At 73.0% G+C, this 25,817-nt stretch carries 23 protein-coding genes and 3 riboswitches; of the genes, 9 read left to right on the top strand and 14 right to left on the bottom strand.

The features are described from left to right. Window positions 1-33: 33 nt before the first annotated feature. Both ABD208_RS11580 and ABD208_RS11575 read left to right on the top strand, forming a co-directional pair. A complete protein-coding gene (locus tag ABD208_RS11580) occupies window positions 34-1,656 on the top strand; it encodes a zf-HC2 domain-containing protein (RefSeq protein WP_344102828.1) in 1,623 nt (540 codons plus the stop codon). Window positions 1,657-1,816: 160 nt separating this feature from the next. After that, the gene (locus ABD208_RS11575) at window positions 1,817-2,539 is read left to right on the top strand and encodes a zf-HC2 domain-containing protein (protein ID WP_344102826.1); all 723 of its coding nucleotides are present in this window, start codon (window positions 1,817-1,819) and stop codon (window positions 2,537-2,539) included. Here ABD208_RS11575 and rlmC read toward each other — a convergent pair. From rlmC to ABD208_RS11560, 3 genes are all read right to left on the bottom strand, one after another. Next, window positions 2,517-3,656, bottom strand: coding sequence for a 23S rRNA (uracil(747)-C(5))-methyltransferase RlmC (gene rlmC / locus ABD208_RS11570; protein ID WP_344102824.1), 1,140 nt, complete (start codon window positions 3,654-3,656; stop codon window positions 2,517-2,519). The genes ABD208_RS11575 and rlmC overlap by 23 nt on opposite strands. A 128-nt stretch (window positions 3,657-3,784) precedes the next feature. Continuing rightward, window positions 3,785-5,035 carry a M15 family metallopeptidase gene (locus tag ABD208_RS11565; RefSeq protein ID WP_344102822.1) on the bottom strand — a complete coding sequence of 417 codons (1,251 nt, stop codon included), beginning with the start codon at window positions 5,033-5,035 and terminating at the stop codon, window positions 3,785-3,787. 61 nt (window positions 5,036-5,096) lie between these two features. Further along, window positions 5,097-6,359: a winged helix-turn-helix domain-containing protein gene (locus tag ABD208_RS11560; RefSeq protein ID WP_344102820.1), complete on the bottom strand. Its 1,263-nt coding sequence runs from the start codon at window positions 6,357-6,359 to the stop codon at window positions 5,097-5,099. A gap of 143 nt (window positions 6,360-6,502) precedes the next feature. On the opposite strand from ABD208_RS11560, the gene ABD208_RS11555 reads away from it, so the two are divergent. Beyond that, complete coding sequence (locus ABD208_RS11555) at window positions 6,503-7,126, top strand: DNA-3-methyladenine glycosylase I (protein WP_344102818.1); 624 nt, start codon at window positions 6,503-6,505, stop codon at window positions 7,124-7,126. Here ABD208_RS11555 and ABD208_RS11550 read toward each other — a convergent pair. Together ABD208_RS11550 and ABD208_RS11545 are read right to left on the bottom strand one after the other, a co-directional pair. Beyond that, window positions 7,080-7,721, bottom strand: coding sequence for a lysophospholipid acyltransferase family protein (locus tag ABD208_RS11550; RefSeq protein WP_344102816.1), 642 nt, complete (start codon window positions 7,719-7,721; stop codon window positions 7,080-7,082). The two genes, ABD208_RS11555 and ABD208_RS11550, sit on opposite strands and share 47 nt — an antisense overlap. 72 nt (window positions 7,722-7,793) lie before the next feature. Further along, window positions 7,794-9,041, bottom strand: coding sequence for an NYN domain-containing protein (locus tag ABD208_RS11545; RefSeq protein WP_344102814.1), 1,248 nt, complete (start codon window positions 9,039-9,041; stop codon window positions 7,794-7,796). A 76-nt stretch (window positions 9,042-9,117) separates the two neighbouring features. Further along, window positions 9,118-9,216, top strand: a riboswitch (SAM riboswitch). 10 nt (window positions 9,217-9,226) lie between these two features. On the opposite strand from ABD208_RS11545, the gene ABD208_RS11540 reads away from it, so the two are divergent. Further along, on the top strand, window positions 9,227-10,171 hold the full coding sequence (locus ABD208_RS11540) for a methylenetetrahydrofolate reductase (protein WP_344102812.1): 945 nt from the start codon (window positions 9,227-9,229) through the stop codon (window positions 10,169-10,171). A gap of 70 nt (window positions 10,172-10,241) precedes the next feature. Further along, a riboswitch (SAM riboswitch) is annotated at window positions 10,242-10,334 on the top strand. A 4-nt stretch (window positions 10,335-10,338) separates the two neighbouring features. Continuing rightward, window positions 10,339-12,741, top strand: coding sequence for a 5-methyltetrahydropteroyltriglutamate--homocysteine S-methyltransferase (gene metE / locus ABD208_RS11535; protein ID WP_344102810.1), 2,403 nt, complete (start codon window positions 10,339-10,341; stop codon window positions 12,739-12,741). Window positions 12,742-12,817: 76 nt separating this feature from the next. Here the strand turns inward: metE and ABD208_RS11530 are convergent, their stop codons facing one another. After that, window positions 12,818-14,293 carry a hypothetical protein gene (locus ABD208_RS11530; protein WP_344102807.1) on the bottom strand — a complete coding sequence of 492 codons (1,476 nt, stop codon included), beginning with the start codon at window positions 14,291-14,293 and terminating at the stop codon, window positions 12,818-12,820. A gap of 154 nt (window positions 14,294-14,447) precedes the next feature. Next, the gene (locus ABD208_RS11525) at window positions 14,448-14,675 is read right to left on the bottom strand and encodes a hypothetical protein (RefSeq protein WP_344102805.1); all 228 of its coding nucleotides are present in this window, start codon (window positions 14,673-14,675) and stop codon (window positions 14,448-14,450) included. 106 nt (window positions 14,676-14,781) lie between these two features. Here ABD208_RS11525 and ABD208_RS11520 point away from each other — a divergent pair, with 106 nt between their 5' ends. Further along, complete coding sequence (locus ABD208_RS11520; protein ID WP_344102802.1) at window positions 14,782-15,594, top strand: 2-phosphosulfolactate phosphatase; 813 nt, start codon at window positions 14,782-14,784, stop codon at window positions 15,592-15,594. A 9-nt stretch (window positions 15,595-15,603) separates the two neighbouring features. Here the strand turns inward: ABD208_RS11520 and ABD208_RS11515 are convergent, their stop codons facing one another. The 5 genes from ABD208_RS11515 to gcvP form a co-directional block, all read right to left on the bottom strand. Beyond that, on the bottom strand, window positions 15,604-16,035 hold the full coding sequence (locus ABD208_RS11515) for a (deoxy)nucleoside triphosphate pyrophosphohydrolase (protein ID WP_344102800.1): 432 nt from the start codon (window positions 16,033-16,035) through the stop codon (window positions 15,604-15,606). Window positions 16,036-16,121: 86 nt separating this feature from the next. Beyond that, window positions 16,122-16,340 carry a LuxR C-terminal-related transcriptional regulator gene (locus tag ABD208_RS11510; RefSeq protein ID WP_344102797.1) on the bottom strand — a complete coding sequence of 73 codons (219 nt, stop codon included), beginning with the start codon at window positions 16,338-16,340 and terminating at the stop codon, window positions 16,122-16,124. Window positions 16,341-16,655: 315 nt separating this feature from the next. Beyond that, window positions 16,656-17,024 carry a glycine cleavage system protein GcvH gene (gene gcvH, locus ABD208_RS11505; protein ID WP_344102795.1) on the bottom strand — a complete coding sequence of 123 codons (369 nt, stop codon included), beginning with the start codon at window positions 17,022-17,024 and terminating at the stop codon, window positions 16,656-16,658. Window positions 17,025-17,078: 54 nt separating this feature from the next. Next, window positions 17,079-18,263, bottom strand: coding sequence for a glycine cleavage system aminomethyltransferase GcvT (gene gcvT, locus ABD208_RS11500; RefSeq protein WP_344102793.1), 1,185 nt, complete (start codon window positions 18,261-18,263; stop codon window positions 17,079-17,081). Then, complete coding sequence (gene gcvP / locus ABD208_RS11495) at window positions 18,260-21,142, bottom strand: aminomethyl-transferring glycine dehydrogenase (RefSeq protein WP_425561106.1); 2,883 nt, start codon at window positions 21,140-21,142, stop codon at window positions 18,260-18,262. The genes gcvT and gcvP overlap by 4 nt, the downstream gene beginning before the upstream one ends. Window positions 21,143-21,418: 276 nt before the next feature. Beyond that, window positions 21,419-21,541, bottom strand: a riboswitch (glycine riboswitch). Between the two features lie 216 nt (window positions 21,542-21,757). Here gcvP and ABD208_RS11490 point away from each other — a divergent pair. Further along, on the top strand, window positions 21,758-22,522 hold the full coding sequence (locus ABD208_RS11490) for an endonuclease/exonuclease/phosphatase family protein (protein ID WP_344102788.1): 765 nt from the start codon (window positions 21,758-21,760) through the stop codon (window positions 22,520-22,522). 176 nt (window positions 22,523-22,698) lie between these two features. On the opposite strand, the gene ABD208_RS11485 is transcribed toward ABD208_RS11490, so the two are convergent. Then, window positions 22,699-23,019: a CBU_0592 family membrane protein gene (locus ABD208_RS11485; RefSeq protein ID WP_344102786.1), complete on the bottom strand. Its 321-nt coding sequence runs from the start codon at window positions 23,017-23,019 to the stop codon at window positions 22,699-22,701. 211 nt (window positions 23,020-23,230) lie between these two features. On the opposite strand from ABD208_RS11485, the gene ABD208_RS11480 reads away from it, so the two are divergent. Continuing rightward, window positions 23,231-24,136 carry a LysR family transcriptional regulator gene (locus ABD208_RS11480; protein WP_344102784.1) on the top strand — a complete coding sequence of 302 codons (906 nt, stop codon included), beginning with the start codon at window positions 23,231-23,233 and terminating at the stop codon, window positions 24,134-24,136. 1 nt (window position 24,137) lies between these two features. Here the strand turns inward: ABD208_RS11480 and ABD208_RS11475 are convergent, their stop codons facing one another. Beyond that, window positions 24,138-25,307, bottom strand: a complete 1,170-nt coding sequence (locus ABD208_RS11475; protein ID WP_344102782.1) for a pyridoxal phosphate-dependent aminotransferase — start codon at window positions 25,305-25,307, stop codon at window positions 24,138-24,140. 169 nt (window positions 25,308-25,476) lie between these two features. Here ABD208_RS11475 and ABD208_RS11470 point away from each other — a divergent pair, with 169 nt between their 5' ends. Then, window positions 25,477-25,791, top strand: a complete 315-nt coding sequence (locus tag ABD208_RS11470) for a hypothetical protein (protein ID WP_344102780.1) — start codon at window positions 25,477-25,479, stop codon at window positions 25,789-25,791. The last annotated feature ends 26 nt before the right edge of the window (window positions 25,792-25,817 follow it).

The following is a 25,817-nucleotide window of genomic DNA, read 5'->3' as shown; positions in this document are numbered from 1 at the left end:
CCAGCGGTCCGCACGACGAAGGGGGGAGCATCCGTGACCACCACCGACACCACGATCAAGGACTGGGTCGTCCACCAGCCGAACGTCGTGCGCTCCGTCGCCGCCCGGATCTCGGGCATCGACGCCGAGGAGGCCGCCAGCCGCGCCCTCGAGAAGATGATCCGGATCGTCAACGGCGGCGGGACGATCGAGAACCCGCCCGCGTACTGGCGCCGCGCGGCCCTCAACGAGGGCATCTCCATGACACGGGAGGCAGGACGCGCCGTCGTCGTCGAGGACGGGACGCTCGACGCGCTCGCGCCGGCGGACGACGGCGCGGATCGCGCCGTCGAGCGCGAGGCCGACGTCACGCTGCTGCGGGACGCGCTCGAGAAGCTCAAGAACGACGAGCGCCAGCTCCTGTTCGACCGGCACGTGCACGACAAGGCCGTCAACGCCATCGCGGACGACCTCGGGATGCGGCCGCACGCCGTGACGATGCGGCTGCGCCGCGCCGAGGAGAAGCTCGCCGGGGCGTTCGCCGCGGCGCACGCGCAGCAGGTCGAAGCGCCGGAGTGCCGCCGGACCCGCGCGGCCATGCACGACTACCTCAAGGCCCGGCTGCTTCCCCGGCGCCGGAAGAACTTCGAGCTCCACCTGGACGCCTGCGCGGCGTGCACGCTCGCGTTCGTGGACGTCCGGGAGGTCTCCTGGATGCTCCGCGAGTTCGGCGACAAGCTGTACGTCTTCTTCTACGGCGGCGCCACCGTCGGCACCGCGGCCGCGGTCGCCCGCGCGGCGAAGCCGAAGGACAACACGCCCGGCAAGCAGGCGGCGATCGCCGCGAGCATCCTCGCGGCCCTCGCGCTCGCCGGTGGTGCCGCGGCCTACCTGGCCACGGAGCCGGACCGGCCGGCCAAGGCGTCTCCCGAGGTGGAGACGCCGGCCGAGCCTGCGCCGGAAGCTCCCGCGGCCCCGCCGCCCGCGGACGCACCGCCCGCAGCCGAACCGCCGGCCGCGGAGCCCCCGGCACCGGAGCCTCCGGCGGAGGACGTGCCGCCGGTCGTCCCGCCCGCCGAGCCACAGCCTCGTGACGAGCCGGCCCCGCCCGCGGCCCGGTCCCCGGAGGACGCCCCGGCGCCGGAGCCCGCCCCCTCGCCGCAGCCCACCCCGGAACCAGCTCCTGAACCCGAGCCGGAACCGGAACCGGAGCCCGAGCTGTCGCCCGAACCCTCCGGCCCGGGCAACGGACAAGGCAACGGTCAGGGCAACGGGAACGGCCAGGGGAACGGGAACGGCAACGGCAAGGGCCAGGGCGACGACAACAGCAACACCGGGAACGGCCAGGACAAGGACGAGGGCGAACCCGCTACCCCGGCGAACCCCGTCGACGAGATCCCGGGCGGGATCGCCGGCCTGCTCGGCGGGCAGTCGCTGCCGGGCGGTCTCGGCGACCTCGTCGGCGGCGCCCGGCCCTCCGGCGGACCGGGCGACGTGATCGGCGGCGGCACGCCGGCCCCGGCGCCGTCGGCCCCTGCCCCGAGGCCGACCCCGCCGGCCGGCGGTACCACCCCGGGTCTGACGGACCCGGCCCAGAGCCTGACCGGTGCGGCGGACGCCGGCACCCAGGCGGTCGAGGACACGATCAGCGCCGTCACCGGGCTCTTCGGGGGCTGACGACCTCCGTTCCCCACCTCGCCGAGGCAGTGCGTCCCCCGCCGGACGCGCTGCCTCGGCGCTTCTGTTTGTGCATTCGCACAGGTCAACTGGGCAGATGCCCAGCGATCGCGACGATATTCCGGTCGTCGCTTCCATGCGCAGACATTCAGGTGCCACCATGTGCCATGGCGTCCTGCTGCCGGCCGGCGGCACGGCGCTGCGGCGGATTCGGAGGACGAAGTTGCAGACGCGCGCCAGCACCGATCTGAGTGAATGGGCTGCCCACCGCCGCGCGGTGATCTTCGCGGTCGCTCGGCAGGTGCCGGCCGCCGACCCGGTGCTGGCCACGAGGCGGGGCCTCGAGCAGCTCTGCCACGAGATCGCCGTGCACGGCGTCGTCGACCGCCCGGTGGACTACTGGCACCACGCCTCCGTCGACGTGGCACGGGCGTCGGTCGAGGCGCCGCTGGGGGCGCCGATGACCGCCGTCGAACACCGGCGGGCCGGGCAGCCGGTGCTGGTCGCCGCGCCGTCGGCCGAGGCCGCGGCACCACTTGAGATGCCGCCGTCGATCCGTCCGGCGCGGCCCGTCGGCGCCGCCGGGCGCGGCCCGGCGCGCGGGGCCGCGGAGGTGCCGGTGTCCGACGCCGCCGAGTGCCGGACCACCCGCGGCGCGATCCACGACTACATCCGCAACCGCCTCCTGCCGAGCCGCCGCAAGGAGCTCGAGAACCACCTGATCGACTGCGCGGAGTGCACGCGCGCGTTCGTCGACGTCCGGGAGTCGTTCTGGCTGCTGCGGGCGGCCTCGCCGGTGCTCGTGGTGGGGACGCTCCGCGCGCCCGGGGCCGTTCCGGGTGCCGCGGGCCGCGCCGCCGTCACGCCCGGGTCAGGTGGATGAGCACCTCGTAGTGCCGCGTCTGCGGGAACATGTCGAGCAGGACCCCCCTGACGGGGCGTAGTCCGGGCATGTGGGCCAGATCCGCGGCGAGGGTGGTCGCGTTGCAGCTCGAGTACAGGACGTGCCGCGCCTCGGACGCGTCCAGCGCGCGGGCGAGCTCCGGCCCGATGCCGCGCCGCGGTGGGTTCACGACCACCATCTCCGGCGCGGATTCCGCCAGGCGTCCGACGACGGCGCCCGCGTCCCCCGCCTCGAAGGTCACGCCGGTCAGCCCGAGTCCGGCGGCCGTGGCCGACGCCGCGGCGACCGCCTCGGCGCTCAGCTCGATCCCCGCCACGGCCCGGCCCGGCGCCGCGCAGTGGAGGGCGAACCCCCCGACGCCGCAGTACAGGTCCCAGAGGCCGGCGGGCGAGACGTCGTCGACCCACTCGCGCGCCTGCCGGTAGAGCGCCGCCGCGACCCGGGTGTTCGTCTGGAAGAAGCTCTGCGGGCGGAGCTGGAGCGGGACGCCGCCCACTCGCATGGTCAGGGCCTCGCGTTCGGTCAGCACGATCTCGCGGTCACCCTCGAGAACGGCCGCGTGGGCGGGCTGCACGTTGACCGTGACGACCACCAGGCCAGGGAGGGCCGCGCGGAGCCAGGGCAGGTGCTTGCGGATCCGGGCCACGGCCTCGGTGGAGCGCATGACGAAACGGACCATGAACTCGTCGTCGGGGGAGATGGTGACCAGGACGTACTTGAGCTCGCCGCGCGCGGGGGCGTTCCGGGGCGCCGTCACCTGGTACGGCTCCAGGCGGGCGCGGGTCACGAACTCCGTGAGCGGGGCGAACACCGCCTGGAGCGCGGGCGGGTAGAGCCCGCAGTCGGTGAGGTCGACGCCGCGCCCGGCGGGGTCGAGGATGCCGAGCACCGGCGCGTCGATCGTGCCGCTGACCACCATCTTCGCCTTGTTGCGGAACCCGGACTCGGGGCCGGTCACCGGCGGCAGCCACTCGATCCCCGGGGCGTCCAGCAGCCGCGCCACCTGCTCCTGCTTGTCCGCGACCTGGGTCGCGTACGGCGTCTCCAGCAGGGCGCACGAACGGCAGCGACCGGCCTCGTAATGGGAACACTGCACACGCCATTGTCCCCCGGGCGACCCCGGCGCCCCGCGGGCGCCCGGACCGGCCCGGCGGTCCTGTGACCCGGCAGGCCACGGGCCGACCCGGCCGGTCCCGTGACCCGGCAGGCCACGGGCCGGCGCCGTCAGCTCGTCCCGTACTCCCAGTGCCACGGCTCCTCGCGGCCGTTGCCCTGGCGGGCCCAGGGCGGGTTGTCCCAGCCGTACGCGGGCGCGTGCGCGCGGAGCCACTCGTGGTACTCGCCGCCGAAGCCCCAGCCCGCGTCGTCCTGCAGGTCGACCGCCTCGCCCCAGCCGTGGTTGGACGTGCCCGGCTCGGCGGCCTGCCCGGCGCCGTACACGGCCATCGCCCACAGCTGCAGGTCGTAGGCGCGGTAGCCGTACTCCGCGTACAGCGGCACACCGAACTCCTGCTCGAACTCGGCGCCGAGCCGCCGCCACGCCTCGGCGGCGTCGCACCGCAGGTACTGCCGCAGGCCCTCGGGGCTGTGGCTCGCCAGGCACAGCTCGGCACGCGAGAGGCGCCCGTTGGTCCCGTCCGCCCCGGCGTCCCGGGCCCGCCACGAGGCCTCCTCCAGCGCGGCGAACGCGGCGTCGAGCCGCCGTGCCGCTCCGGCGACGACACCGAGCTCGCCCGATCCGGCGACCGCCTCGCCGTCCGCGAGCGCCTCCTGGGCCTCGCCGAGCCGGGCCCGGAGGCGCGACACGAGGTCGCCGGGGACTCCCGCCTGCTCGGCCCAGTCGATGGTGAACCCGGCGTCCTCGACGAGCGGCGGGAGGTCGGTGACCGCCTGGCGGAGGGCGTCCCGCGCCTCGGGGAGCGTGCCCGGCGGGGCGGGCTCGTGCCGGGACGCCGGCTCCCGCCCGGCCCTGGCCGCCTGCTGTCGCTCGCGTTCCCGCCTCGCCTCCTGGGCCTGGCGGAACTCCTGCTGGGACTTCTCGGCCGCGGCGATGTTCCTGGCGAGCTCGCCCGACATCCACGTGAGCTCGCCGGTCCAGTCCCGGGCCGCGGACCGGGCGTCCGCGAGGGCTGCCGGGCCGGCGTCGGCGGGCGGCACCCGGGGGGCCTCGGCCCTGCGGTGCGATTCCGCGGTGGACAGCGCCTCCTGGAGCGCCTGCATGACGCCGCGCTCGGCGGTGCGGCCCGCGCGCGTGACGTCCCGTGCCTCGGCGATGCGCTCGCCCAGGTCGGCGCGTGCGGCGTGGCCCTCGTCGACGAGCCGGACCACGGAGGCCCGGGCGTCCTGGAGCTCTGCCGCGGCGACCTCCCCGGCGGCCACCTCGCGGCTCTCCTGCACGCTCCAGGCGACGCCGACGATCGCCGCGGGCAGCGCGAGAGCGGCGGCGACGATCAGGGCGGTGCGACGTCGGAGCACGCTTGGCAGTATTGCAGAGCGGCCGCCGCGGGGTACCGGGAGGCGACGTCTGCGGGGCGGTTCACGACAGGCAGGCCTTGAGCGCGGGGGCGAGGTCCCCGGGCCCGACGACGGTGACCTGCTCCAGGCCCAGCCATGCGGCCAGCCCGCGGAGTTCCCGGGCGAGTGCCTCCGCGGTGCCCGGCTGTTCCCCGGCGGGGAGCCAGGGCTCGGCGTGCACGGCCTGGACCAGCAGCGTTCCGGCGGGCCGGTCCGCCTTGAGGTCGGCACGCGCGGTGATGTGCTCGCCCTGCAGGAACGGCAGCACGTAGTAGCCGTGGACGCGCTTGTGCCTCGGGACGTAGATCTCGATGCGGTAGTGGACGTCGAAGAGCGCGTCCAGCCGGTTCCGTTCGAAGACGACCGGGTCGAACGGACTGAGCAGGGCATGGGCCTCCGCGCGGCGCGGGATGGTGGCGTCGCGGTGGAGGTACCACTCCCCGGGGGCGTCCCGGACGGTGACGGGGCGCAGCGTGCCCTCGTCGACCAGGTCGGCTACGGCCTGCCTCGCCAGTTCCCGGGTGCCGCCCCTGCCGATGCGGAAGTAGTCGTTCAGGTCGCGTTGCGTGGCCACGCCGTGCGCCCGGGCGGCGATCTCGATCAGGCCGCGGACGGCCGCGGCGTCGTCCGGCTCCCCGGCGGCGAGGATCTGCCGCGGGACGACACGTTCGGTGAGGTCGTACCGGCGCTGGAACGCGGAGTCGCGTGCCGCGGCGGCGATCTCCCCGGTGAAGAACAGCAGTTCCAGGCAGCGTCGCGCGACGGACCAGTTCCACCCCCAGTTGTCCTTCGGGGGACGCGCCGGGCCGCCGCCGGCCTCCATGATCGTGTGCACCTGCGCGGCGGTCACGGGTCCGGATGCCGCGACGATCTGCCGGACGACGTCGAGCTCCGCCGGGTGATCGTGGGCGGTCCGGGCGATCGATCCCCAGGCGTGATCGCGGTACTCACGCCGCCGCCACCCGAGCAGCGGCCAGGTGGACACGGGAACGTACGAGGCCTCGTGAGCCCAGGTCTCCACGATCCGCCGCGGCGCACGCGAGGCGAGGCGCACGAGCTGCCCGACGTCGTACGCGCCGAGCCGCGAGTACAGCGGCATCAGGTGCGCCCGCGCCAGGACGTTCACGGAGTCGATCTGCAGCACCCCGAGCCGCTGCAGCGCACCGTGCACCTGCCTGGTCGTCGGCCCGGCGCCGTCCTCGCCGGCGACCCGCGGCCGGGCCAGCCCCTGCGCGGCCAGCGCCACCCGCCGCGCCTGCGATCTGCTCAGAGAGTCTCGTGCCATGGCCCCTAGCATCACACCGGCCACTGACATCGAGTACTGACATCGACGTGGATTCGGCGGACGCTGGGGCTCGAGACACGCCTTGAGCTGCGGATTGTGGATAACTTCGGCCCGCTGTCAGCCACCCGGTGCACAGTTGTGGCATGACCGAGTTGATCTCACCGCAGCCACTGTCCGGCGCCCGCTGCTTCGGCGACGGCACCCCGCTCTACGAGCAGTACCACGACACCGAGTGGGGCCTGCCCGTGCACGGCGAGTCCGCGCTCTACGAACGCATCACCCTCGAGGGCTTCCAGTCGGGCCTCTCGTGGATCACGGTGCTGCGCAAACGCCCCGCCTTCCGCGAGGTGTTCAAGGACTTCGACCCGGAGGCGGTCGCCGCGTTCACGGACGACGACGTCGAACGGCTCCTCGAGGACGCCCGCATCATCCGCAACCGCAGCAAGATCGAGGCGACGGTCGGCAACGCCCGCGCCCTCGTCGCGCTGCACGAGTCCGGGCGCAGCCTCGACGAGCTGTTCTGGTCCTTCGCCCCGGACCCGTCCCAGCGCGTCGCCCGCCCGGCGGTCTGGTCGGACGTGCCGGCACACACCCCGGAGTCGAAGGCCCTGAGCAAGGCCCTGAAGAAGGCCGGCTTCCGCTTCGTCGGCCCGACGACGATGTACGCCGCCATGCAGGCCTGCGGCGTCGTCGACGATCACCTGGCCGGCTGCCCGTCCGTCAGTCAGCGCGCTCCTGGCCGCTCAGCTTCTGGATCGACGTCATGACCTCGTCGGTCAGCTGGCGGCGGGCCATCGCCGGCTTCGAGCCCGCCTCGATCTGACGGGACGGATCGATAGGAGCACCGAAATGCATCTCGATCCGCCCGAGCCGCGGCAGCTTGCCGATCGGCTTGACCTTGTCGGTCCCGATCAGGCCGACGGGCACCACCTTCGCCCGGCCCTGCAGCGCGAGCCACGCGGCGCCGGTGTGGCCCCGGTGCAGCTTGCCGTCCCGGGACCGCGTCCCCTCCGGGTAGATCCCGAACGCCCCGCCCCGCTCCAGCACCGCGAGCGCGTCCTCCAGCGACCGCTGCCCGGCACGCGGGTCGTTGCGGTCCACCGGGATGTCCCCCATCGTGGTGAAGAACCACCGCGACAGCGCGCCCTTGATACCGCGCCCGGTCCAGTACTCCTTCTTGGCCAGGAACGTCACGTGCCGGGGCACGATGATCGGGATGAGGATCGAGTCGATGAACGACAGGTGGTTGCTCGCGATGATCACCGGGCCCTGGCGCGGGATGTTCTCGGCGCCCGTGACCCGCGGCCGCAGGAGCGCGAAGATCAGGAGCGAGAGGATGAGCTTGAGTACCCGGTAGGTCACCCGCACATTGTGCCCTGGCACACCGCCCCCGAGGGGAATCCGACCAAACCGCCGGATGTGATCAACACGACGTCAGCGCGCGGTCACCAGGTAGTCGTCGGCGTCGTCGTCCCAGGTCAGGTCGATCGCCCCCGCCGTCTGCGCGGCCTTGGCGAACTGCAGGAACCCGCGGTACCCGAGCGCCTTCTCCGAGAAGTCCGGCCGCTCCTTGCGCACCCGGTTCTTCAGCCCCGACAGCACGGCGTTCCCGCCCGACCCCTGCACCACCGCACGCAGCAGCGCGAACGCGGAGTCCGCGTTGCCCGCCTCGGGCAGGGAGACCTCCGGGTCGCCCTTCGACGGGCCGTCCGACAGCACGACGAACCCGCGCTCCGCCAGGAACCGCAGGAACTCGCCGAACGTCCGGAACCCGTAGTCGGACTCGCTGAACGTCGGGTCCTTGCGCACCAGCGTCCGCTTCAGCATGGACGCGGTCACCGACCCCTCGGCGGACGCCTGCATGTCCTTGAGCGTCTGCGCGACCCGTACCTCCATGGTCGGCGACTCGCCGCCCGGCTCGTCGGCCTCGTCGTCCTGGACGTCGTCGTGCACGCCGACGTCGGCCGGCTCGGGCGTCGCCTTCGGCTTCCGGCGCCGGCCCGACGACGACGCCGCCCGGCCCTTGGCACCCGTCTCGTCCTTCGCGGCGGGTTCCTCCGGGGCCACCGGCTCCGCGGCCTCGGCCTCGGGGGCCTTCTCCGCGAGTTCCTCGCTCGGCACGGCCCTGGCGCGCGCGCCGGCCGCCGTCCCGGCCCGGCGTCGTCCGCGGGACTTCGGCGCCGGGGCCGGGGCCTCGTCCGGCACGTCCACGCCTTCCAGGCGGTCGTAGAAGAGGAACTCGTCGCAGGCGGCGGGCAGCAGGCGCGACGTCGACAGCTCCACGCCGACGCCGATCACCCGCTTGTTCAGCTCCCGCAGCTTGTGCACGAGCGGCGAGAAGTCGCTGTCCCCGGTGCACATCACGAACGTGGAGATGTAGTCGCGCTCGAAGGCCATCTCGATGACGTCGACGACCATCTTGATGTCGGCGGCGTTCTTCCGGGAGGCCCCCATCCGCTGCGGCATCTCGATCAGCTCGACCTGGTGCCGCGTCAGCGCGCGGCGGTCCTCGTCGAAGTACGACCAGTCCGCGTACGCGCGGCGCACCACGACCCTGCCGCGCACCGCGAGGGCGTCGGCGATGGGCCCGAAGTCGAACTGCATGCCGCCCAGGTGCTCCCGGGCACCGAGCGCAAGGTTCTCGTAGTCGATGAAGACGGCGAGGCGCTCTTCGTTGTCCATGCCTGCCACCCTACGCGCCGTCTCGGCACGTGAGCACGACAACGATCCGGTCGTGGACATGTGTGACGATACTTGCCGTCCATCAAGAGCGGTCGAGAGTCCTGGCTCGTCGACACCGCAGCAACCTGCCGGCCTCCGGGCGCGGGCAAGGTGCTAACGCCAGGCCCGATGGGAGCATCATTTTCATGGCAGTCGAGACGCCGCACCCGAGCCGCCCGACGATCTCCTTCGAGCTCATGCCGCCGCGCCGTCCCGACGCCGCGCCGAAGTTCTGGGAGACCGCGCAGCGGCTCGTCGCGACACGTCCCGACTTCATCTCCGTCACCTACGGCGCGGGCGGCGGCGACCGCGCCACCGCGCGCAACGTCGTGAGCAAGCTGCTGCAGGGCACGCCCGTCCTGCCGGTGGCCCACCTGACCTGCGTCGGCGCGTCCCGCGAGGACGTGTCGGAGGTGATCGACGACTTCTTCGAGGCCGGGGTCCGCACGTTCCTCGCCCTGCGCGGCGACCCGCCGAAGGACCAGCCGGACTGGCGCCCGGCCGCCGACGGCGTGCACTCCAGCACCGAGCTGGTCCGCCTGCTGCGCGACCTCGACGCCCGGCGCTGCGCCGCCAGCCCCGCGAACGCGCTGCGGGGCGCGGCCAAGCCGCTCACCATCGCCGTCGCCACGTTCCCGGACGGGAACCCCGGCGCCGGCACGACCCGCGAGCAGGAGGTGGCCCGCCTGCTGGAGAAGCAGGAGGCAGGCGCCTCCTTCGCGATCACCCAGCTGTTCTACGAGCCCGATTCGTACACGGGGTTCACGACGGCGGCCCGGAAGGCCGGGGTCACGATCCCGATCCTGGCCGGCATCCTCCCCGCCACGGAGCCGCGCCGCCTGCGCCGGGTGCACGAGCTGACCGGCGTCGTCCCGCCGCCGGGCCTGCTCGCGGAGCTCGACGGCCTGCAGCTCGACGACGGCTCACCCGACGTCGAGGCCCAGCACGAGCGCGGCATCGAGTACACGGTGCGGCTCGCCCGGGCCGTCCTCGACGCGGGCACGCCCGGCATCCACGTGTACACGTTCAACAAGCACCGTCCGGCGCTGGACCTGCTGTCCGCCGCCGGACTCACGACAACCCCGGCCTGAGCCGGGGTCCGGAGGGCCCGCACGACGACGTCCGCCGGGCGGCCCTCACGCCTCCTCCCGGAGGCATGTTCACCCATCCAGAGCGGCCGAGAGACCTGGCTCCGTGACGCCGCAGCAACCACCCCTGCCGGGGCACGGTGCTCAATGCCAGGTGCGATGGAGTAGAGATGACCGAGAGCAATCTGCCCTCATTCCCCCACGCCACGGTGCTCGGCTACCCGCGCATCGGGCGACGGCGCGAGCTGAAGCGCGCGCTGGAGTCGTACTGGTCGGGAAGGACGACGGAGGAGGACCTGGAGCGCACGTCCCACGACCTGCGCCTCGCCACGGTCCGCCGCCTGGCCGAGCTGGGCCTGGAGGCGGGCAACGCCGCGATCCCGGGCTCGTTCTCCCGTTACGACCAGGTGCTGGACATCACGTTCACGCTGGGCGCGATCCCGTCCCGCTTCACGGACGGCGCACAGGACGCCGGCTACTTCGACCTGGCGCGCGGCACCGCCGCGCAGCCGCCGCTCGAGCTGACCAAGTGGTTCGACACGAACTACCACTACCTCGTCCCGGAGATCGGCCCGTCCACGCCGATCTCGTTCGCCGACGACCGCATCGTCCGCGAGTTCACCGAGGCCGCGCGCCCGTCCGACGGCGGGATTCCCGTGGTGACGCGCCCGGTCGTCGTCGGCCCGGTCACGTACCTCCTGCTGAGCAAGCCGGAGGACGGCGCCCCCGAGGACTTCTCGCCGCTGTCCCGCCTGGACGACGTCGTCGCCGCGTACCGCGAGCTCCTCGCCGCGCTCGCCGCCGCGGGCGCCCCCTGGGTACAGCTCGACGAGCCGGCGCTGGTCAGCGACCTCATCGCCGCGGACCACGAGACCGTGTCCGACGCCGTCCGCCGCGCGTACGCCGGGCTCACCGCCGCGGCCGCCGGGACCGAGCGCCCGCAGATCCTGGTCGCCGCGCCGTTCGGTGACCTGCGCCGCGCGTCGGGTGACCACCTGTCGGTGCTCGCCGGCACCGCCGTCGAGGCGATCGCCGTCGACCTGGTGCGCGGCAGCTCCCCGCTGCCGGGCAGCGGTTCCGGGGCGTCCGACGCCGCCTCCGCACCCGCGACGTCGTCGTCCACCGTTCCCGGGCTGGAGACCAAGACCCTGGTCGCGGGCGTGATCGACGGTCACAACATCTGGCGCGCGGATCTCGCCGCGAAGCTCGGCGTCCTGGAGACGCTCCGCGAGTCGGCCGGCGCCGCGGCGATCGCGGTCGGCACGTCCACGTCGCTGCAGCACGTGCCCCACGACGTCGACGACGAGCCGCGCCTCGACCCCGCGCTGGCCGGCTGGCTGGCGTTCGCCGACCAGAAGGTCGCCGAGGTCGTCACCCTGTCCCGCGCGCTGGCCGCGGGCCGGGACGCGGTGGCCCAGGAGCTCACGGCGTCGGCCGCCGCGGTGGCCGCGCGGGCGGAGGCGGCCGGCGTCGTCGTCCCGGAGGTCCGGGAACGCCTCGGCGAGCTGTCCGACGCGGACTTCGCCCGTGCCCCGTACGCCGATCGCGCCGCGGCGCAGCAGGCCCGGCTGAACCTGCCGCCGCTGCCCACCACCACGATCGGCTCGTTCCCGCAGACCTCCGAGATCCGCACCACGCGCGCCGCCTGGACGCGCGGCGAGATCGACGACGCCGAGTACACGACGCGGATCCGCGGGGAGATCGCCCGCGTGATCGAGCTGCAGGAGGAGCTGGGCCTGGACGTGCTCGTGCACGGCGAGCCGGAGCGCAACGACATGGTGCAGTACTTCGCGGAGCGGCTCGCCGGCTTCGCGACGACGGTGCACGGCTGGGTGCAGTCGTACGGCTCGCGCTGCGTGCGGCCGCCGATCCTGTGGGGCGACGTGTCGCGCCCGGAGCCGATCACGGTGCCGTGGACGCAGTACGCGGCGTCGCTCACCGACAAGCCCGTCAAGGGGATGCTCACCGGCCCGGTGACCATCCTGGCCTGGTCGTTCGTGCGCGACGACCAGCCGCTGCGCGACACCGCGAACCAGGTCGCGCTCGCGCTGCGCGACGAGGTCGCGGACCTGGAGGCGGCCGGGACCGGCATCGTCCAGGTCGACGAGGCCGCGCTGCGTGAGCTGCTGCCGCTGGACGCCGGTGCGCAGCCGGGCTACCTCGACTGGTCGGTGCGCTCGTTCCGCCTGGCGACCTCCGGCGCGGCGCCGTCGACCCAGATCCACACGCACCTGTGCTACTCGGAGTTCGGCGACGTCGTCGGCGCGATCGACGACCTCGACGCGGACGTCACGTCCGTCGAGGCCGCGCGGTCCCGCATGGAGATCGTGCCGGCGCTGGCCGCCACGGGCTACGCCCGCGGCATCGGCCCGGGGGTCTGGGACATCCACAGCCCGCGGGTACCGTCCGACGGCGAGATCACTGACCTGCTCAAGCTCGCCGTCGCGGAGATCGACCCGCGCCTGGTGTGGGTCAACCCGGACTGCGGGCTCAAGACCCGCGGCTACGGGGAGACGACGGCCAGCCTGACGAACCTGATCGCGGCGACCCGGCAGGTCCGCGAGACTCTCTGAGCGACGCCGAACGGCCGCCGTCATCCGGATGCGGGTGACGGCGGCCGTTCGTCAGCGGGTCGAGGGTCGGCGTCCGTCAGCCGGCGGACATCCATTTCCGGTCGGACGACGAGGTGAGGAACTGGGTCTCGTCCCCCGCGTACCTGACGATCCAGCTGCCGGAGGTGCGAGCCGTGAACGACTTCGCGTACGCGCCCTTCGAGTCGGTCGTGATCTTGGCCTTCAGCACCGGGTCGGCAGAGCCGGACGGGTCGAACCAGATCCGGACGGGCTCGTAGGGCAGCGCGTGGAAGCCCGACGGGTTGGTGCTGTCGGACTTGAGGGTGGGGACCTTGAGCGATCCCGAGACCCAGACCTTCTGACCCGTCCTGGCCGACGTGTCGCTCAACGCCGTGGTCAGCCTGGTCTTCTTGGAGACCTTGAAGCTGGCGACGCCGGAGGACGCCGGGAAGTCGATCTTGCCCCATCCGGACAGCGTGAACTTGCCCGCCACCGCCAGGTCGTACACGCTCGCGGGGTCGAAGCTGCTGAACGGGAAGACTGCGTAGGCATGGTTGCTGCTCACCTTGCGTGCCGTGCTGCAGCGCCAGTCGTACCGGCCGACGCGGCTGACCGCACAGATCTCCCTCGCTTCGATCGACAACCAGTCGGTGTCGGCGGAGCCCCGGATGTCGACGCGCATCTTCACCTCGTCCGACCCTGTGACGGTGACATTCGTCGCCACGGTCTTCAAGGACGCCGTGACGCCGTAGTCCGTGTACCTGACCGTCTTGGCCGGCTCAGGAGCGGGAGCGGGCCGGCCGGACGCCAGCACACCTGACGGCGCGTAGGCCGAGTTGCCCGCGAATGCGGCGATCCACCGGCCCGGGCCGGGATATGCCAGCTTCCTGCTGAACGTTCCCGCGGCGGATGTCGTGACCGTTGCCTTGCTGACGGCAGGAGCGTCGCCTTCAGGGTCGAACGTGAGCACGACGTCGGCGCCAGGGTACGGCCGGAAGCCGACCTCCGTCTGGCGCAGGAGCGGAACGGCACGGCTCAGCCCGCCGGACACGACCACCGAAGACCCAGAACGTTCGGCGGTGACCCGAGCCTTGGTCTGTCGCTTCACCTTGAACTCGAGCGGGTCGGGGTCGTAGAACCAGAACCCGGTGCGGCCGCCGAGGCTGAATCTCAGCGCGACGTAGGCCTCGTAGGTGGTCGCAGGATCACTGGCATCGAGGTAGACATCGGCGTGGGCCTCGGTGTTCGAGTCCTGGACGAGGTAGGCATGGTCGCAGTAGTCGCCGTTGGACTTCTCCACGCAGATCGAGCTTCGGCCACCGGCCGTCCCCGACATGAGGTCGAGGGTCTGGCCGTGCGGGTCGAAGACGAACTTCATCCGAGCGACGCGTGCGCTGGTGCCTGTCACGACGTCGGAGATCGAATAGGTGCCGTCAAGCGTTCCCGCGCGGGTCACGACGTGCAGGGTGCCGCTTCGGGTGCCGGCTGCGGCAGCCGGCGCGGAAGGCGCGGCCGACCCGGCCAGGAGGAGAGCTCCCGCGGACAGGGCCACGGCGGCGAAGCGTAGGAACGGGCGCATGGACATCAGCCCCTGGGGAGGATGAGATGGGAGCGGCCGTCGATGACGGCGCATCGGTCATCCTGGCACACAACGGAACCCCGATCGCACCTTTATCGGGTGAGATCGGGGCCGGGGAACGGCTGGATCAGCGCTCCGTCGCGCCCATCATCGGCAGGCCGAACGCGAGCGAGATCAGCACGATGCCGCCGACGAAGGTCAGCGCGCTGCCCAGGTTCTCGGCGTCCGCGCCGTCCGACCCGATCCCGATCAGCGCGAGACCACCCACGAACAGGGCCAGGCACACGATCACCCGGACGAGAAGAGTCGCGGTGGGCTCCTGCTTGTCGCGATGGGCGACCTGGAAATTCGTCATGCGCACAGCGTACTGCGAATGCTTTCACCCGCCCGAAACCTGATCGTATAGATTTTCGTCCCATATGCCCTACCTCAAGGGAGGCCCAAGGCTCTACGATGCCTGCGTGACCGCGACACCGCATGACCAGCGTCCCGCCCGGGTCCGTACCGACTGGGGACTGGCCGGTGCGCGTGCGCTGACCGACGCCGACGCCCGCCGGTCCCTGGTCGTGGTGATCGACGTGCTGTCCTTCTCGACGTCGGTCACGGTGGCGTGCGAGGCGGGCGCGGGCGTGTACCCGTTCCCCTACAGCGACGCGTCGGGAGCCGCGCGGCTGGCCCGCACGATGCGCGCCGCCCTGGCCGGGCCCCGCTCGTCGGAGGGCATCAGCCTGTCGCCCGCGTCGCTGCGCGGTCTCGACGCCGAGCGCGTCGTGCTGCCGTCGCCGAACGGCTCGATGATCGCGCACACCATCTCCAGCCGCGGCGCCCTGATGATTGCGGGATGCCTGCGCAACGCGGCCGCCGTCGCGGGTCTCGCCGCGGCGCACCTCAACGCCAACCCGGCGCACGACGTCGTCCTCGTCCCGGCCGGTGAGCACTGGACCGACGGCTCCCTGCGCCCCGCGCTGGAGGACAACATCGGCGCCGGCGCGATCGCCGCGAAGCTCACCGGGATGCTGCCGGACAACACCACCCGGCTCTCGGCGGAGAGCATCGCCGCCGCGGCGCTGTGGAAGGGCGTGGCCCGCCCCGAGAAGCTGCTGCGCGAGTCGGCGAGCGCGCGCGAGCTGATCGACCTCGGCTTCGACGAGGACGTCGTCATCGCCTCGGAGGTCGACGCGACCGACGTCGTCCCGGTCCTCATGGACGGCGCGTTCGTCCCCCTCGGCAACCGCATCGCGGCGGCCCGCCGCGCCCGGCCCGTCCCGGCCTGACAAGGGCCCTCACCGGGCGGGCGCGTGAAGTGCGGCCTCGAGCGCGCGGACGATGGGGACGTCGCCGTCGAGCCAGGGGACCGAGTGCAGGTCGGTGACCGGCAGCCAGCGCAGCTCGTCGTGGTCCTCCAGCGGGGCCGGGGTGCCGGCGGTGATCCGGGCGAGCCAGAGCCGCATGCGGTAGCGGTCGGTGAGCGGCCACGACGACTCGTCGTCGGGGCCCGGGAGCTCACGGCCCAGCTCGGCCGTGACGCCGAGTTCCTCGCGCAGCTCGCGGTGCAGTGCGGCAACGGGCGTCTCGCCGTCGTCCACCTTGCCGCCGGGGAACTCCCAGCGGCCCGCGAGCGCCGCCGGAAGCGTCCGACGGGCGGCGAGCAGGCGGGTGGGGTGGGTCAGGTCGTCCACCAGCGCGGCGGCGACGACGAGGATCGGGGCGGCCATACCGAGCATCCTGGCATGGACCGCCCCGCGACACGACGGCTTCCGCGCCGGGTGCGGCGGAGGCGGTCGCGGGGTGGTGGTCCGCCTCAGGCCAGGCCGAGGAGGGCGGCGCGCTCGACCGCTGCCTCGCGGCTGGTCACGCCGAGCTTCCGGTAGAGGCTACGGACCTGCGACTTCACCGTGTTGCGCGTGACGAACAGGGAGTCGGCGATCTGCTCGAGAGTCTCGTCCAGGTTCATCAGGCCCTGAAGGACGACCTGCTCGCGACGGGTCAGTTCGGGTACATCGACGACAACGGTGCTCATGTGGGCTCTCCTTCGATGCAGCGGCCGGTTCTGGGCTCGGCCTTGGTGGGGTGCTGCTATCAAGAGAGACGTGGTGAGCGGGGAATCGTGACGCGGTTGGATCGAGAAATTTCGAAGGCGTGACCGTCTCGCAACCTGAAGATAAGTCAGTAGCTACTCCGCGAGGAGAGAACCGCGAGGTAGAGCCCCTGAGCGACCCTGTCCGTCGAGAAGAACCTGCCACCAACCGGATAAACCCGCTGCCTTGGTCAAGTGTCCATGATCTGTCGCGGTGAAGCTGTTTCCGCCGCGACAGATCATGGACGTCCGGCAGGATCAGCCGCCCGCGTGCCCGGCGTACTCCTCGGCGGTGAGCAGCTCGCCCTCGGCCGTCACGTCGACCTTGAACAGCCAGGCCGCGAACGCGTCCGAGTTCACCAGGGCGGGGTCGGCGACGACCTCCTCGTTCACCTCGACGACGGTCCCGCTCACGGGCGAGTACAGCTCCGAGACGGACTTCGTGGACTCGATCTCGCCCACCACGGTGCCGTGCTCGATCGTCGCCCCGACCTTGGGCAGTTCGACGAACACGACGTCGCCGAGGGCCTCGGCCGCGTAGGGCGTCACGCCGACGGCCGCGGGCGAGCCGCCGTCGATCCACTCGTGCTCCGTCGTGTACTTCAGGTCAGCGGGGTAGTCCGCCATATCGGGCTCCTGTCGTAGATCAGTTCGGTTGGCCGGCTCGGCCCGGGAGTGCTGTCACTTCCCGGGACGACGGTAGAACGGCAGCGGGACGACGACGAACGGTTCCGCCCGTCCGCGCACGTCCACCGCGAGCTCGGTGCCCTCGGCGGACACCTCCGGGGTCACGTACGCCATCGCGACCGGGTACCCGAGCGTGGGCGACGGCGCCCCGGACGTCACCGTCCCGACCTTCGCCCCGGCAGCTCCGGCGGCGCCGCGCAGCACGACGTCGTAGCCCGCGCGGGCGGGACGCCGCCCCTGCCCGCGCAGCCCGACCAGCACCCGCGCCGGCTCGGACCCGGCCCGCGACTCGAGCGCGGCGCGCCCGGTGAAGGCCACCGGCGCGCCGTCGCCGGACACCTTGTCGAACTTCACGACGCGGCCGAGGCCCGCCTCGAACGGCGTGGTCGTGGTGTCGAGCTCGTGCCCGTACAGCGGCATGCCGGCCTCCAGGCGCAGCGAGTCGCGCGCGGACAGCCCGGCCGGGACCAGGCCGAACGGCTCGCCGGCGGCGAGCAGCGCCCGCCACAGGCGGACGGCGAGGTGCGGGGCGACCCAGACCTCGAAGCCGTCCTCGCCGGTGTAGCCGGTGCGGCCGACGACGACGGGCTCGCCCGCGAACGTCATCGGCGCGCACGCGTAGTACCTCAGGTCCGCCAGCGTCCCACCGGAGGCCGCCGGGTCCGTGGCGCTCTCGTCGAAGCCGTCGGTCGCCCGCAGGATCTCCTCCGCGCGCGGCCCCTGCACCGCGATCAGAGCGGTCGGCACGGCCGCGATCTCGACGTCAAACGCCGCCGCGCCACCGGCGCCGCGCGCCCGCTGCTCCAGCTCGCCCAGCACGAGGTCGGTGTTGGCCGCGTTCGCCACGACGAAGTACTCGGTGTCGCCCGTGCGGTAGACGATGAGGTCGTCGAGCACGCCGCCGTCGTCGGCGCAGATCATCGTGTAGCGGGCCCGCAGCAGGCCGACCTTCGAGATCGCGCCCACCAGCGCGTGGTCCAGGAACGCGGCGGCGTCCGGGCCGGTCACCTCGATGTCCCCCATGTGGGACAGGTCGAACAGCCCGGCGGCCTCGCGCACGGCACGGTGCTCGGCGAGGTCGGAGGTGTACCGCAGCGGCATCTCCCAGCCGCCGAACTCCGTCAGGTGCGCCCCGAGCGCGACGTGCTCGTCGTGCAGCGGCGTCTTCTTGTCGCTCATCGGATCTCCTCGGCAGGCGCGGACGTCTCAGGGGCCTCGAAGGCTGTGTTCTCGACCGGCGGGCACGAGCACACCAGGTTCCGGTCCCCGTGCGCGTCGTCGATGCGGCGCACCGGCGGCCAGTACTTGTCGTGCCGCAGGCCGGGCAGCGGGTAGGCCGCCTGCTCGCGAGAGTACGGCTTGTCCCACGAGTCCGCGACCACCGACGCGGCCGTGTGCGGGGCGCCGCGCAGCGGCGAGTCGTCGACCGTCCAGCGGCCCGCCGCGACGTCGTCGATCTCCCCGGCGATCGCGATCATCGCCGCGACGAACCGGTCCAGCTCCGCCAGGTCCTCCGACTCCGTCGGCTCCACCATCAGCGTGCCGGCCACCGGGAACGCGAGCGTCGGGGCGTGGAAGCCGTAGTCCTGGAGCCGCTTGGCGACATCAGCCGCCGTGACGCCGGTCCGTGCGGTCAGCTCGCGCAGGTCCAGGATGCACTCGTGCGCCACCAGGCCGTTCGGCCCCGTGTAGAGCGTGGGGAAGTACCCGCCGAGCCGCGACGACACGTAGTTCGCGGTCAGCACCGCCGTCCGCGACGCCTCGGTCAGCCCGTCCGGCCCCATCAGCGCGAGGTACGCGTACGAGATCGGCAGGATGCCCGCCGAACCGTGGTTCGTGCCCGACACGGGCGTCCCGCCCGCGCCGGGTCCGTTCTCGCCGGCCGACGACGCCGTCGGGTCCCCCGGCAGGAACGGCACCAGGTGCTCGGCCACCGCGACCGGCCCCACCCCGGGCCCGCCGCCGCCGTGCGGGACGCAGAACGTCTTGTGCAGGTTCAGGTGCGACACATCGCCGCCGAACTCCCCCGGCCGGGCCAGCCCGACGAGCGCGTTCAGGTTCGCGCCGTCGATGTACACCTGGCCGCCCGCCGCGTGCACCGCGTCGCACACCTCGCGCACGTGCTCCTCGTACACGCCGTGCGTGGAGGGGTACGTGATCATGATCGCCGCGACCCGCGGGCCGTGCTTCTCCAGCTGGGCGTGCAGGTCGTCGAGCAGCACCTCGCCGTCGTCGGCCGTCCTGACGACGACGACGCGCAGCCCCGCGAGCGCCGCCGACGCCGCGTTCGTGCCGTGCGCCGAGGCCGGGATGAGCACGATGTCGCGCGCCTGCTCGCCGCGCGAGGCGTGGTACGCCTTGATCGCCAGCAGCCCGGCGAACTCGCCCTGCGAGCCGGCGTTGGGCTGCACGGAGACGGCGGCGTAACCGGTGATCTCCGCGAGCTGGCTCTCCAGCGCCGAGATGAGCTCGGCGTAGCCGGCGGCCTGCTCGGCCGGCACGTACGGGTGGATCCCGGCGAACTCGGGCCAGGAGATCGACTCCATCTCGACCGCCGCGTTGAGCTTCATCGTGCAGGAGCCGAGCGGGATCATCGTGCGGTCCAGCGCGAGGTCCTTGTCGGACAGCTTGCGCAGGTACCGCATGAGGGACGTCTCGGAGCGGTACCTGTGGAAAACAGGGTGCTGCAGGTAGTCCGTGGTCCGGGTCAGCTCCGCCGGGAACGTCGCGGCGGCGGACGACGACGGCGCCGCGCCGGCGTCCAGGCCGAGCGCGGTCAGGATCGCCGTGCGCACCGCGTCCACGTCGGCCGGCGTCGTCGTCTCGTCGACGGAGACCTGCACGTGGCCGCTGTCCGGGGCGAACAGGTTGTACCCGGCGTCGGACGCCGAGCGGAGGACGTCGTCGGCGCGGCCCGGAACCGCCAGGCGGACCGTGTCGAAGAACTGGTCGTGGACGATCTCGACCCCGGCGGCCCGCAGGCCGTTCGCGAGGGTGAGCGCGTGGCCGTGGACCCGCTCGGCGATCGCCCTCAGGCCCGCCGGCCCGTGATAGACCGCGTACATGCTCGCGACGATCGCGAGCAGCGCCTGGGCGGTGCAGATGTTGCTCGTGGCCCGCTCACGGCGGATGTGCTGCTCGCGCGTGGCCAGGGCGAGGCGGTAGGCGGGCGCGCCGTCGGCGTCGACCGAGACGCCGACGAGCCGACCTGGGAGCTGCCGCTCCAGTCCCTTGCGCACCGACATGTAGGCGGCGTGCGGGCCGCCGTAGAACAACGGCACGCCGAACCGCTGCGCCGAGCCGACGGAGATGTCCGCGCCCAGCTCGCCCGGGCTGACCAGCAGCGTCAGCGCGAGCAGGTCGGTGGCCACCGTGACGAGCGCGCCCGCCTCCTTGGCCTCGGCGACCACGCCGCGGGCGTCCAGGACGCGGCCGCCGGCGCCCGCCTGCTGGATCACGACGCCCACCAGGTCGCCGTCGGGCAGCGTGCCGCCGTCGGCGACGAAACGCTCGAGACCGGCCCGCAGGCCGGCCGACAGGCCGAGGACGACGACCGGGAGGCCGATGGCCTCCGCGCGGCCGCGCGCGATGGCGAGGGACTGCCCGAAGAGCTCGGCGTCGAGGACGACGTAGCCGGCCTTCGCGCGCGACGCGCGCCACATCAGGGCGACGGCCTCGGCCACGGCAGTGGCCTCGTCGAGCAGGGAGGCGTTGGCGATGTCGAGGCCGGTCAGGTCCTCGACCGCCTGCTGGAAGTTGAGGAGGGCCTCGAGGCGGCCCTGGCTGATCTCGGGCTGGTAGGGCGTGTAGGCCGTGTACCAGGCGGGGTTCTCCAGCACGTTGCGGCGGATGACCGCGGGCGTGTGCGTGTCGTAGAAGCCCTGGCCGATCAGCTGGCGCTTGAGGACGTTCTTGCCCGCGAGCTCCCGCAGGTGGGCGACGACCTCGGCCTCGCTGCGCGCGGCGGGCACGTCGAGCGGGCGTTCCGTGCGGATGGACTTGGGGACCGCGGCCTCGACGAGGGCGTCCAGCGTGGCGTAGCCGAGCTCGTCGAGCATCGTCGTGATCTCGCGGCCGCGGGGGCCGAGGTGCCGGTCGGCGAACACGGCCGGGTGCTGTTGGTTCACGGGCGGGCTCCTGCGGTCGGAGGGCGAGGGACGTCAAGGGGTCCCTCCCCGCTCTGTCATCGGACCCGGCTGCCCGGGTGCGGGGAGCTGGGTCGACCTGAGAGTTTGACCGGCGCGTTCCCTCGCGGGAGGCACCGGCTTGCACCGTCGGTGAAACCGTTCCGGCGTGGCGATGACCAGGCCGGGCGGTTTGCTTTCCAGAGTTGCCTCGCCGCGACGGTACGGGTGCCTGAGAGATTCCCGGGGAGGGTGTTGCTCCTTCGGCGCCGGTCTGATCGGCGTGGTCGTCAGGGACGACGACGCCGGGCCGGGCTCTCCCGTCGCGACTGCTGGCGGCACGGCCCCGGGAGAGAACTCGCCCGGGCCGGATTCAGTTGTGTGCCCAGCCTACTGCCTGGCCGGGCACGCCAGGCGCACGGTTGCGACCGCCCCGGGGCCGCGCCACGGTGGAGGGGACGGCCGCGGTAGAGGCCGCCCGTGCGGACCGCAGGCGACGCGGCGACAGCCCAGGTGGCGGCGCGGCCGGGCGCACGCCAGGATCGGCGCGTGCGCATCGTGACGTTCAACATCCGGCACGGGCTCGGCCCCGACGGCAGGTGCGACGCGCGCCGGCTCGCCGCCGCCGTGCGGGCCCTGGACCCGGACATCCTGGCGCTGCAGGAGGTCGACAGGCGGCAGCCCCGCAGCGGGTTCACCGATCAGGCGCGGATCTGCGCGGAGGCCATGGGCGCCGTCGACCATCGGTTCGTGCCGACCGTGGCCGGGTGGATGAGCGTGCCCGGGTTGCGCTGGCGGGCCCGGGGTCGCGAACGGTACCCCGCGTACGGGATCGCGCTGGCCTCACGGTTCCCGGTGCGGGCATGGCGGCACTGGCGGCTGCCGCTGGCGAGCCGGTGGGCCGGGCCGGTCCAGCTGGGCGTCGACGAGCCGCGGGCCGCCGTCGCCGCGGACGTCGGGACGCCGTCGGGCACGATCACCGTCTGCGCGACGCACCTGAGCTCGCGGCTCGGCAACGCGTGGGCCCAGCTGCCGTGGCTGCGCGACGCGCTGAGCGGCGCGCCGCGGCCCGTCGTGCTCACCGGGGACCTGAACCTGCGCGACACGGCGCCGGTGCAACAGATCGGCTGGCGGCCGCCGGCCGCCACGCCGACGCCGACGTTCCCCGTGGAACGGCCGCGGTTCCAGATCGACCACGTGCTCGTGGACGACGACGGCCAGCTGCGGGTGACCGGAGAGCCCCGTGCGGTGGACACGGGGCTCTCCGATCATCGAGCACTGGTCGTGGACGTGAGTCTCACGCCGCGCGCCTGAGCTGCGCATGGAGCCTGCAGCGGTCCATGATCACGCCCGGCGATCGCATCTGGCAAAATTCTCCAGGAATCGATGCGTCCTTGCACTGTGATTTACTGTCCTGTCCAGCCTCTCAACCGGCCGCGGCTTTTGTCATTACACGGTGGTGATCTGAGACACGTCCGGCAGGCTCGCGCTCAGGCCGGCGTCGTCTCCGCGACCTCGGCGGTCGCCTCGCGGACCGCACGCCCGCCCCGCACCCGCCGCACGCGGGCCCGCACCACCATGTACAGCGCGTTCAGCCCGATGGCGATCGCGGCCGCGTTGGACGCCGCGGACGGCCAGACGCCGTGGATCGCGGCGACCGCCAGCAGGACGATCGCCGCCGCCAGGTTCGTCACCTGGAAGGCGATCGAGTCGGGGCGCCACCGGCCCTGGCTGACCATCGCGTACGCGACCAGACCAGCGGCGGCACCGACCCAGCCGAAGGCCGTGACGACAGTCGTGAGCGAGAACACAGAGCACCTCCCGAATCGATTCGAAAATTCACGGGTCACCCGCGCCGGAAACGAGCCGCGAGGGTGGGTAGAACCTCCGCCGACGAGCGCGGGCGGGGCGGCATCGCGCCGCGGGAGGCACCTCCCGGGCTCGCGCCGAACACCATGGTGCACCCTGGAACCCGTTCAGCACAATCGAATGTTCCTGCACTCCGGGGTGTAGCATCGCTACATGGCTGCAGACCCCCGGCGACTCGCTTTCCTCCTTGCGGTGCACCGCTCCGGCGGCGTGCTCGCCGCCGCGGATCTGCTGCGCGTCACGCCGTCCGCCGTGTCCCAGCAGATCGCCAAGCTGGAGGCCGAGGAGGGCATCACGGTGCTCGACCGCGGGCCGCGCGGCGTCACGCTCACCCCGGCTGGCCGGGTCCTGGCCGAGACCGCCGAGCGCATCGAGTCCGAGCTCATCGAGGCCCGGCAGGCGATCGCCGCGCTCGGCGAGGAGGTGACGGGCCGCGTGATGATCGGTGCCTTCCAGACCGCGATCCGCGCCGTCGTCGCCCCGATGCTCGCGCCGCTGGCCACGAGGTTCCCGGGCATCGAGGTGGGCGTCAGCGAGCACGACCCGGCCGAGCTGGCCCGGGGCCTGCGCGCGGGCGACCTGGACACGATCGTGCTGGAGCGGGACATGGACGTGGATGCGCCGGCGCCCCGGGGCGTCCACGAGATCCCGCTGCTGGAGGAGCCGTGGTGCATCGTGGTCCCCCCGGAGACCGCCGAACCCGAGCGCCTCGACGACCTCCCGGGCCTCCCCTGGGTGGGACCGATCGCGGACACGGCCGCGGACCGCGCGCTACGGCGTCTGTCCCGCACGCTCGGCACGGCCATCCCGACCCGCCACGCCTACTACGACTTCGACACCGCGCTCTCACTCGTCTCGGCCGGTCAGGGCGTCGCGATGCTGCCCGCGCTGGCCCTGGGCGAGAACGACGTCCCCGACGGCGTCACGGTGGTCCGGCTGGCCGGCCTCGGATCCCGCAAGCTCGTGGTGCGCCACCGCATCGGCCGCCACGAACCCAGCCCGGCCGTGCGCGCCGTCATCGACGAGATGGTCGAGGCGGCGCGCGACATGCGCCCGTAGGTCACAACGTCTTGTGCCAGGCCACGATCCGGTCCACCGCCTCGGCGACGACCGCCGGGGCCGACGCGAACGACAGCCGCACCCAGTCCCGCCCGCCGACAGCGTCGAAGTCGAGGCCGGGCGTGATCGCCACGTTCGCCTCGGCCAGCAGCCGGTCGCAGTACGTCACCGAGTCGAGGCCGAACCGCGCGACGTTCCCGTAGAAGTAGAACGCGCCGTCGGCCGGGGCCACCGGGTCCCAGCCCAGCTCGGCCTGCCGCGCCACGAGCAGGGCGCGGGAGTCCGCGTACCGCGTGACGTTCTCGGTCGCCGCCGCGTACCCGGCCTCGCTGAACGCCGCCACCGCCGCCTGCTGCGCCAGCGCGGGCGGCGACAGCGCCACGTTCCCCGCGAGCGCCCCGACGGGCGCCACCAGCTCCTGCGGCAGCACGAGCCAGCCGAGCCGCCAGCCCGTCATGGCCCAGTACTTCGAGAAGGAGTTGACGACGACGGCGCCCCGGTCGGCGTACCGCGCGGCGGTGGCCTGGGTGACCTCGTCGGAGTAGGCGATGCCGTGGTAGATCTCGTCGCTGATCAGGCGCACCTCGTGCTCGGCGCACCAGGCGGCGACGGCGTCCAGCTCGTCCGACGTGATCATCGTGCCGGTGGGGTTGGCGGGGCTCGCCACCATCACGCCGTCGAGCCCGCCCTCGTAGTACGCCTCCATGAGCTGGGAGACCGTCGGCTGGTAGCGGGTCTCGGGCCCGCAGTCGAGCTCGACCACCTCGCAGCCGAGCGCGGCGAGGATGTTCTTGTAGGCGGGGTACCCGGGCCGGGCGAGCGCCACCCGGTCGCCGACGTCGAACGCCGCGAGGAACGCGAGCAGGAAGCCGCCGCTGGACCCGGTGGTGACGGCGATCCGCGCGGGGTCGACCTCGACGTCGTACCAGCGCCCGTAGTGGGCGGCGATCTCGGCCCGCAGGGCCGGGACGCCGAGCGCCTCGGTGTAGCCGATGTCGCCGCCGCGCAGCACCTCGGCGGCACGCTCGCGGACGACGTCGGAGGCCCCCGTGCTCGGTTCGCCCGCGCAGAGGTTGAGCACGTCCTCGCCCGCGGCGCGGCGCGCGTTCGCGGCGGCGAGGATCTCCATGACGGCGAACGGCGGGACGGCGGAGCGGCGCGAGACCTTCATGGGGGCAATGATGCCCCCTCGGCGCGCCCGATAAAGGTGGCTGGATTCCTGGACTTTGCTTGACCTGTGCCGACGCGACGCCAAGACTCGGGGTAGACCACCCTTCCTGTCCCCCACACAGCCAGATTCATGCTGCCTGACCTGCGCGTTCCCACCCCAGAGGAGAAACGTGACCGACTTCCGCGCCACCACGCAGGACCCGCCCGCCGAGACGGGCCCCGGACCAGAGGCGGAGCTCCGGCCTCAGGGCGAGATCTTCTCCGTCGTCAACCTCTCCGCCCTCGCCGTGACCGTCGTGCTCCTCGGGGCGGTGCTGGAGGACTTCGCGGAGATCGGCATGTCCTCGGCGATCGCCCGCTACGCGGCCGCTCCGCTGCTGGTCGCGGGGGTCGTGGTCGCCGTCCGACGACGCCGTTGGGCGGCGCTCCCGATCCCGCTCCTGCTCCTGGGCGTCCTGGTGGTCACCCTCGTCCAGGACATGTGACGCCGCGCCGGCCGCAGGGCGCTCGC

This window comes from Myceligenerans crystallogenes, assembly GCF_039529775.1.
GTDB lineage: Bacteria > Actinomycetota > Actinomycetes > Actinomycetales > Cellulomonadaceae > Myceligenerans > Myceligenerans crystallogenes.
Note: the sequence above shows the minus strand (reverse complement) of the source record. Positions and strands in the feature narration are given on the sequence as shown.

Excerpts from the sequence above, each read along its gene's own strand:
- ABD208_RS11575 (WP_344102826.1), top strand. The coding sequence starts at position 1,817 with ATGTGCCATGGCGTCCTGCTGCCGGCCGGCGGCACGGCGCTGCGGCGG.
- ABD208_RS11560 (WP_344102820.1), bottom strand. The coding sequence starts at position 6,359 with ATGGCACGAGACTCTCTGAGCAGATCGCAGGCGCGGCGGGTGGCGCTG.
- ABD208_RS11555 (WP_344102818.1), top strand. The coding sequence starts at position 6,503 with ATGACCGAGTTGATCTCACCGCAGCCACTGTCCGGCGCCCGCTGCTTC.
- ABD208_RS11545 (WP_344102814.1), bottom strand. The coding sequence starts at position 9,041 with ATGGACAACGAAGAGCGCCTCGCCGTCTTCATCGACTACGAGAACCTT.
- ABD208_RS11540 (WP_344102812.1), top strand. The coding sequence starts at position 9,227 with ATGGCAGTCGAGACGCCGCACCCGAGCCGCCCGACGATCTCCTTCGAG.
- metE (WP_344102810.1), top strand. The coding sequence starts at position 10,339 with ATGACCGAGAGCAATCTGCCCTCATTCCCCCACGCCACGGTGCTCGGC.
- ABD208_RS11525 (WP_344102805.1), bottom strand. The coding sequence starts at position 14,675 with ATGACGAATTTCCAGGTCGCCCATCGCGACAAGCAGGAGCCCACCGCG.
- ABD208_RS11515 (WP_344102800.1), bottom strand. The coding sequence starts at position 16,035 with ATGGCCGCCCCGATCCTCGTCGTCGCCGCCGCGCTGGTGGACGACCTG.
- ABD208_RS11510 (WP_344102797.1), bottom strand. The coding sequence starts at position 16,340 with ATGAGCACCGTTGTCGTCGATGTACCCGAACTGACCCGTCGCGAGCAG.
- gcvH (WP_344102795.1), bottom strand. The coding sequence starts at position 17,024 with ATGGCGGACTACCCCGCTGACCTGAAGTACACGACGGAGCACGAGTGG.
- gcvT (WP_344102793.1), bottom strand. The coding sequence starts at position 18,263 with ATGAGCGACAAGAAGACGCCGCTGCACGACGAGCACGTCGCGCTCGGG.
- gcvP (WP_425561106.1), bottom strand. The coding sequence starts at position 21,142 with ATGCTCGACGAGCTCGGCTACGCCACGCTGGACGCCCTCGTCGAGGCC.
- ABD208_RS11480 (WP_344102784.1), top strand. The coding sequence starts at position 23,231 with ATGGCTGCAGACCCCCGGCGACTCGCTTTCCTCCTTGCGGTGCACCGC.
- ABD208_RS11475 (WP_344102782.1), bottom strand. The coding sequence starts at position 25,307 with ATGAAGGTCTCGCGCCGCTCCGCCGTCCCGCCGTTCGCCGTCATGGAG.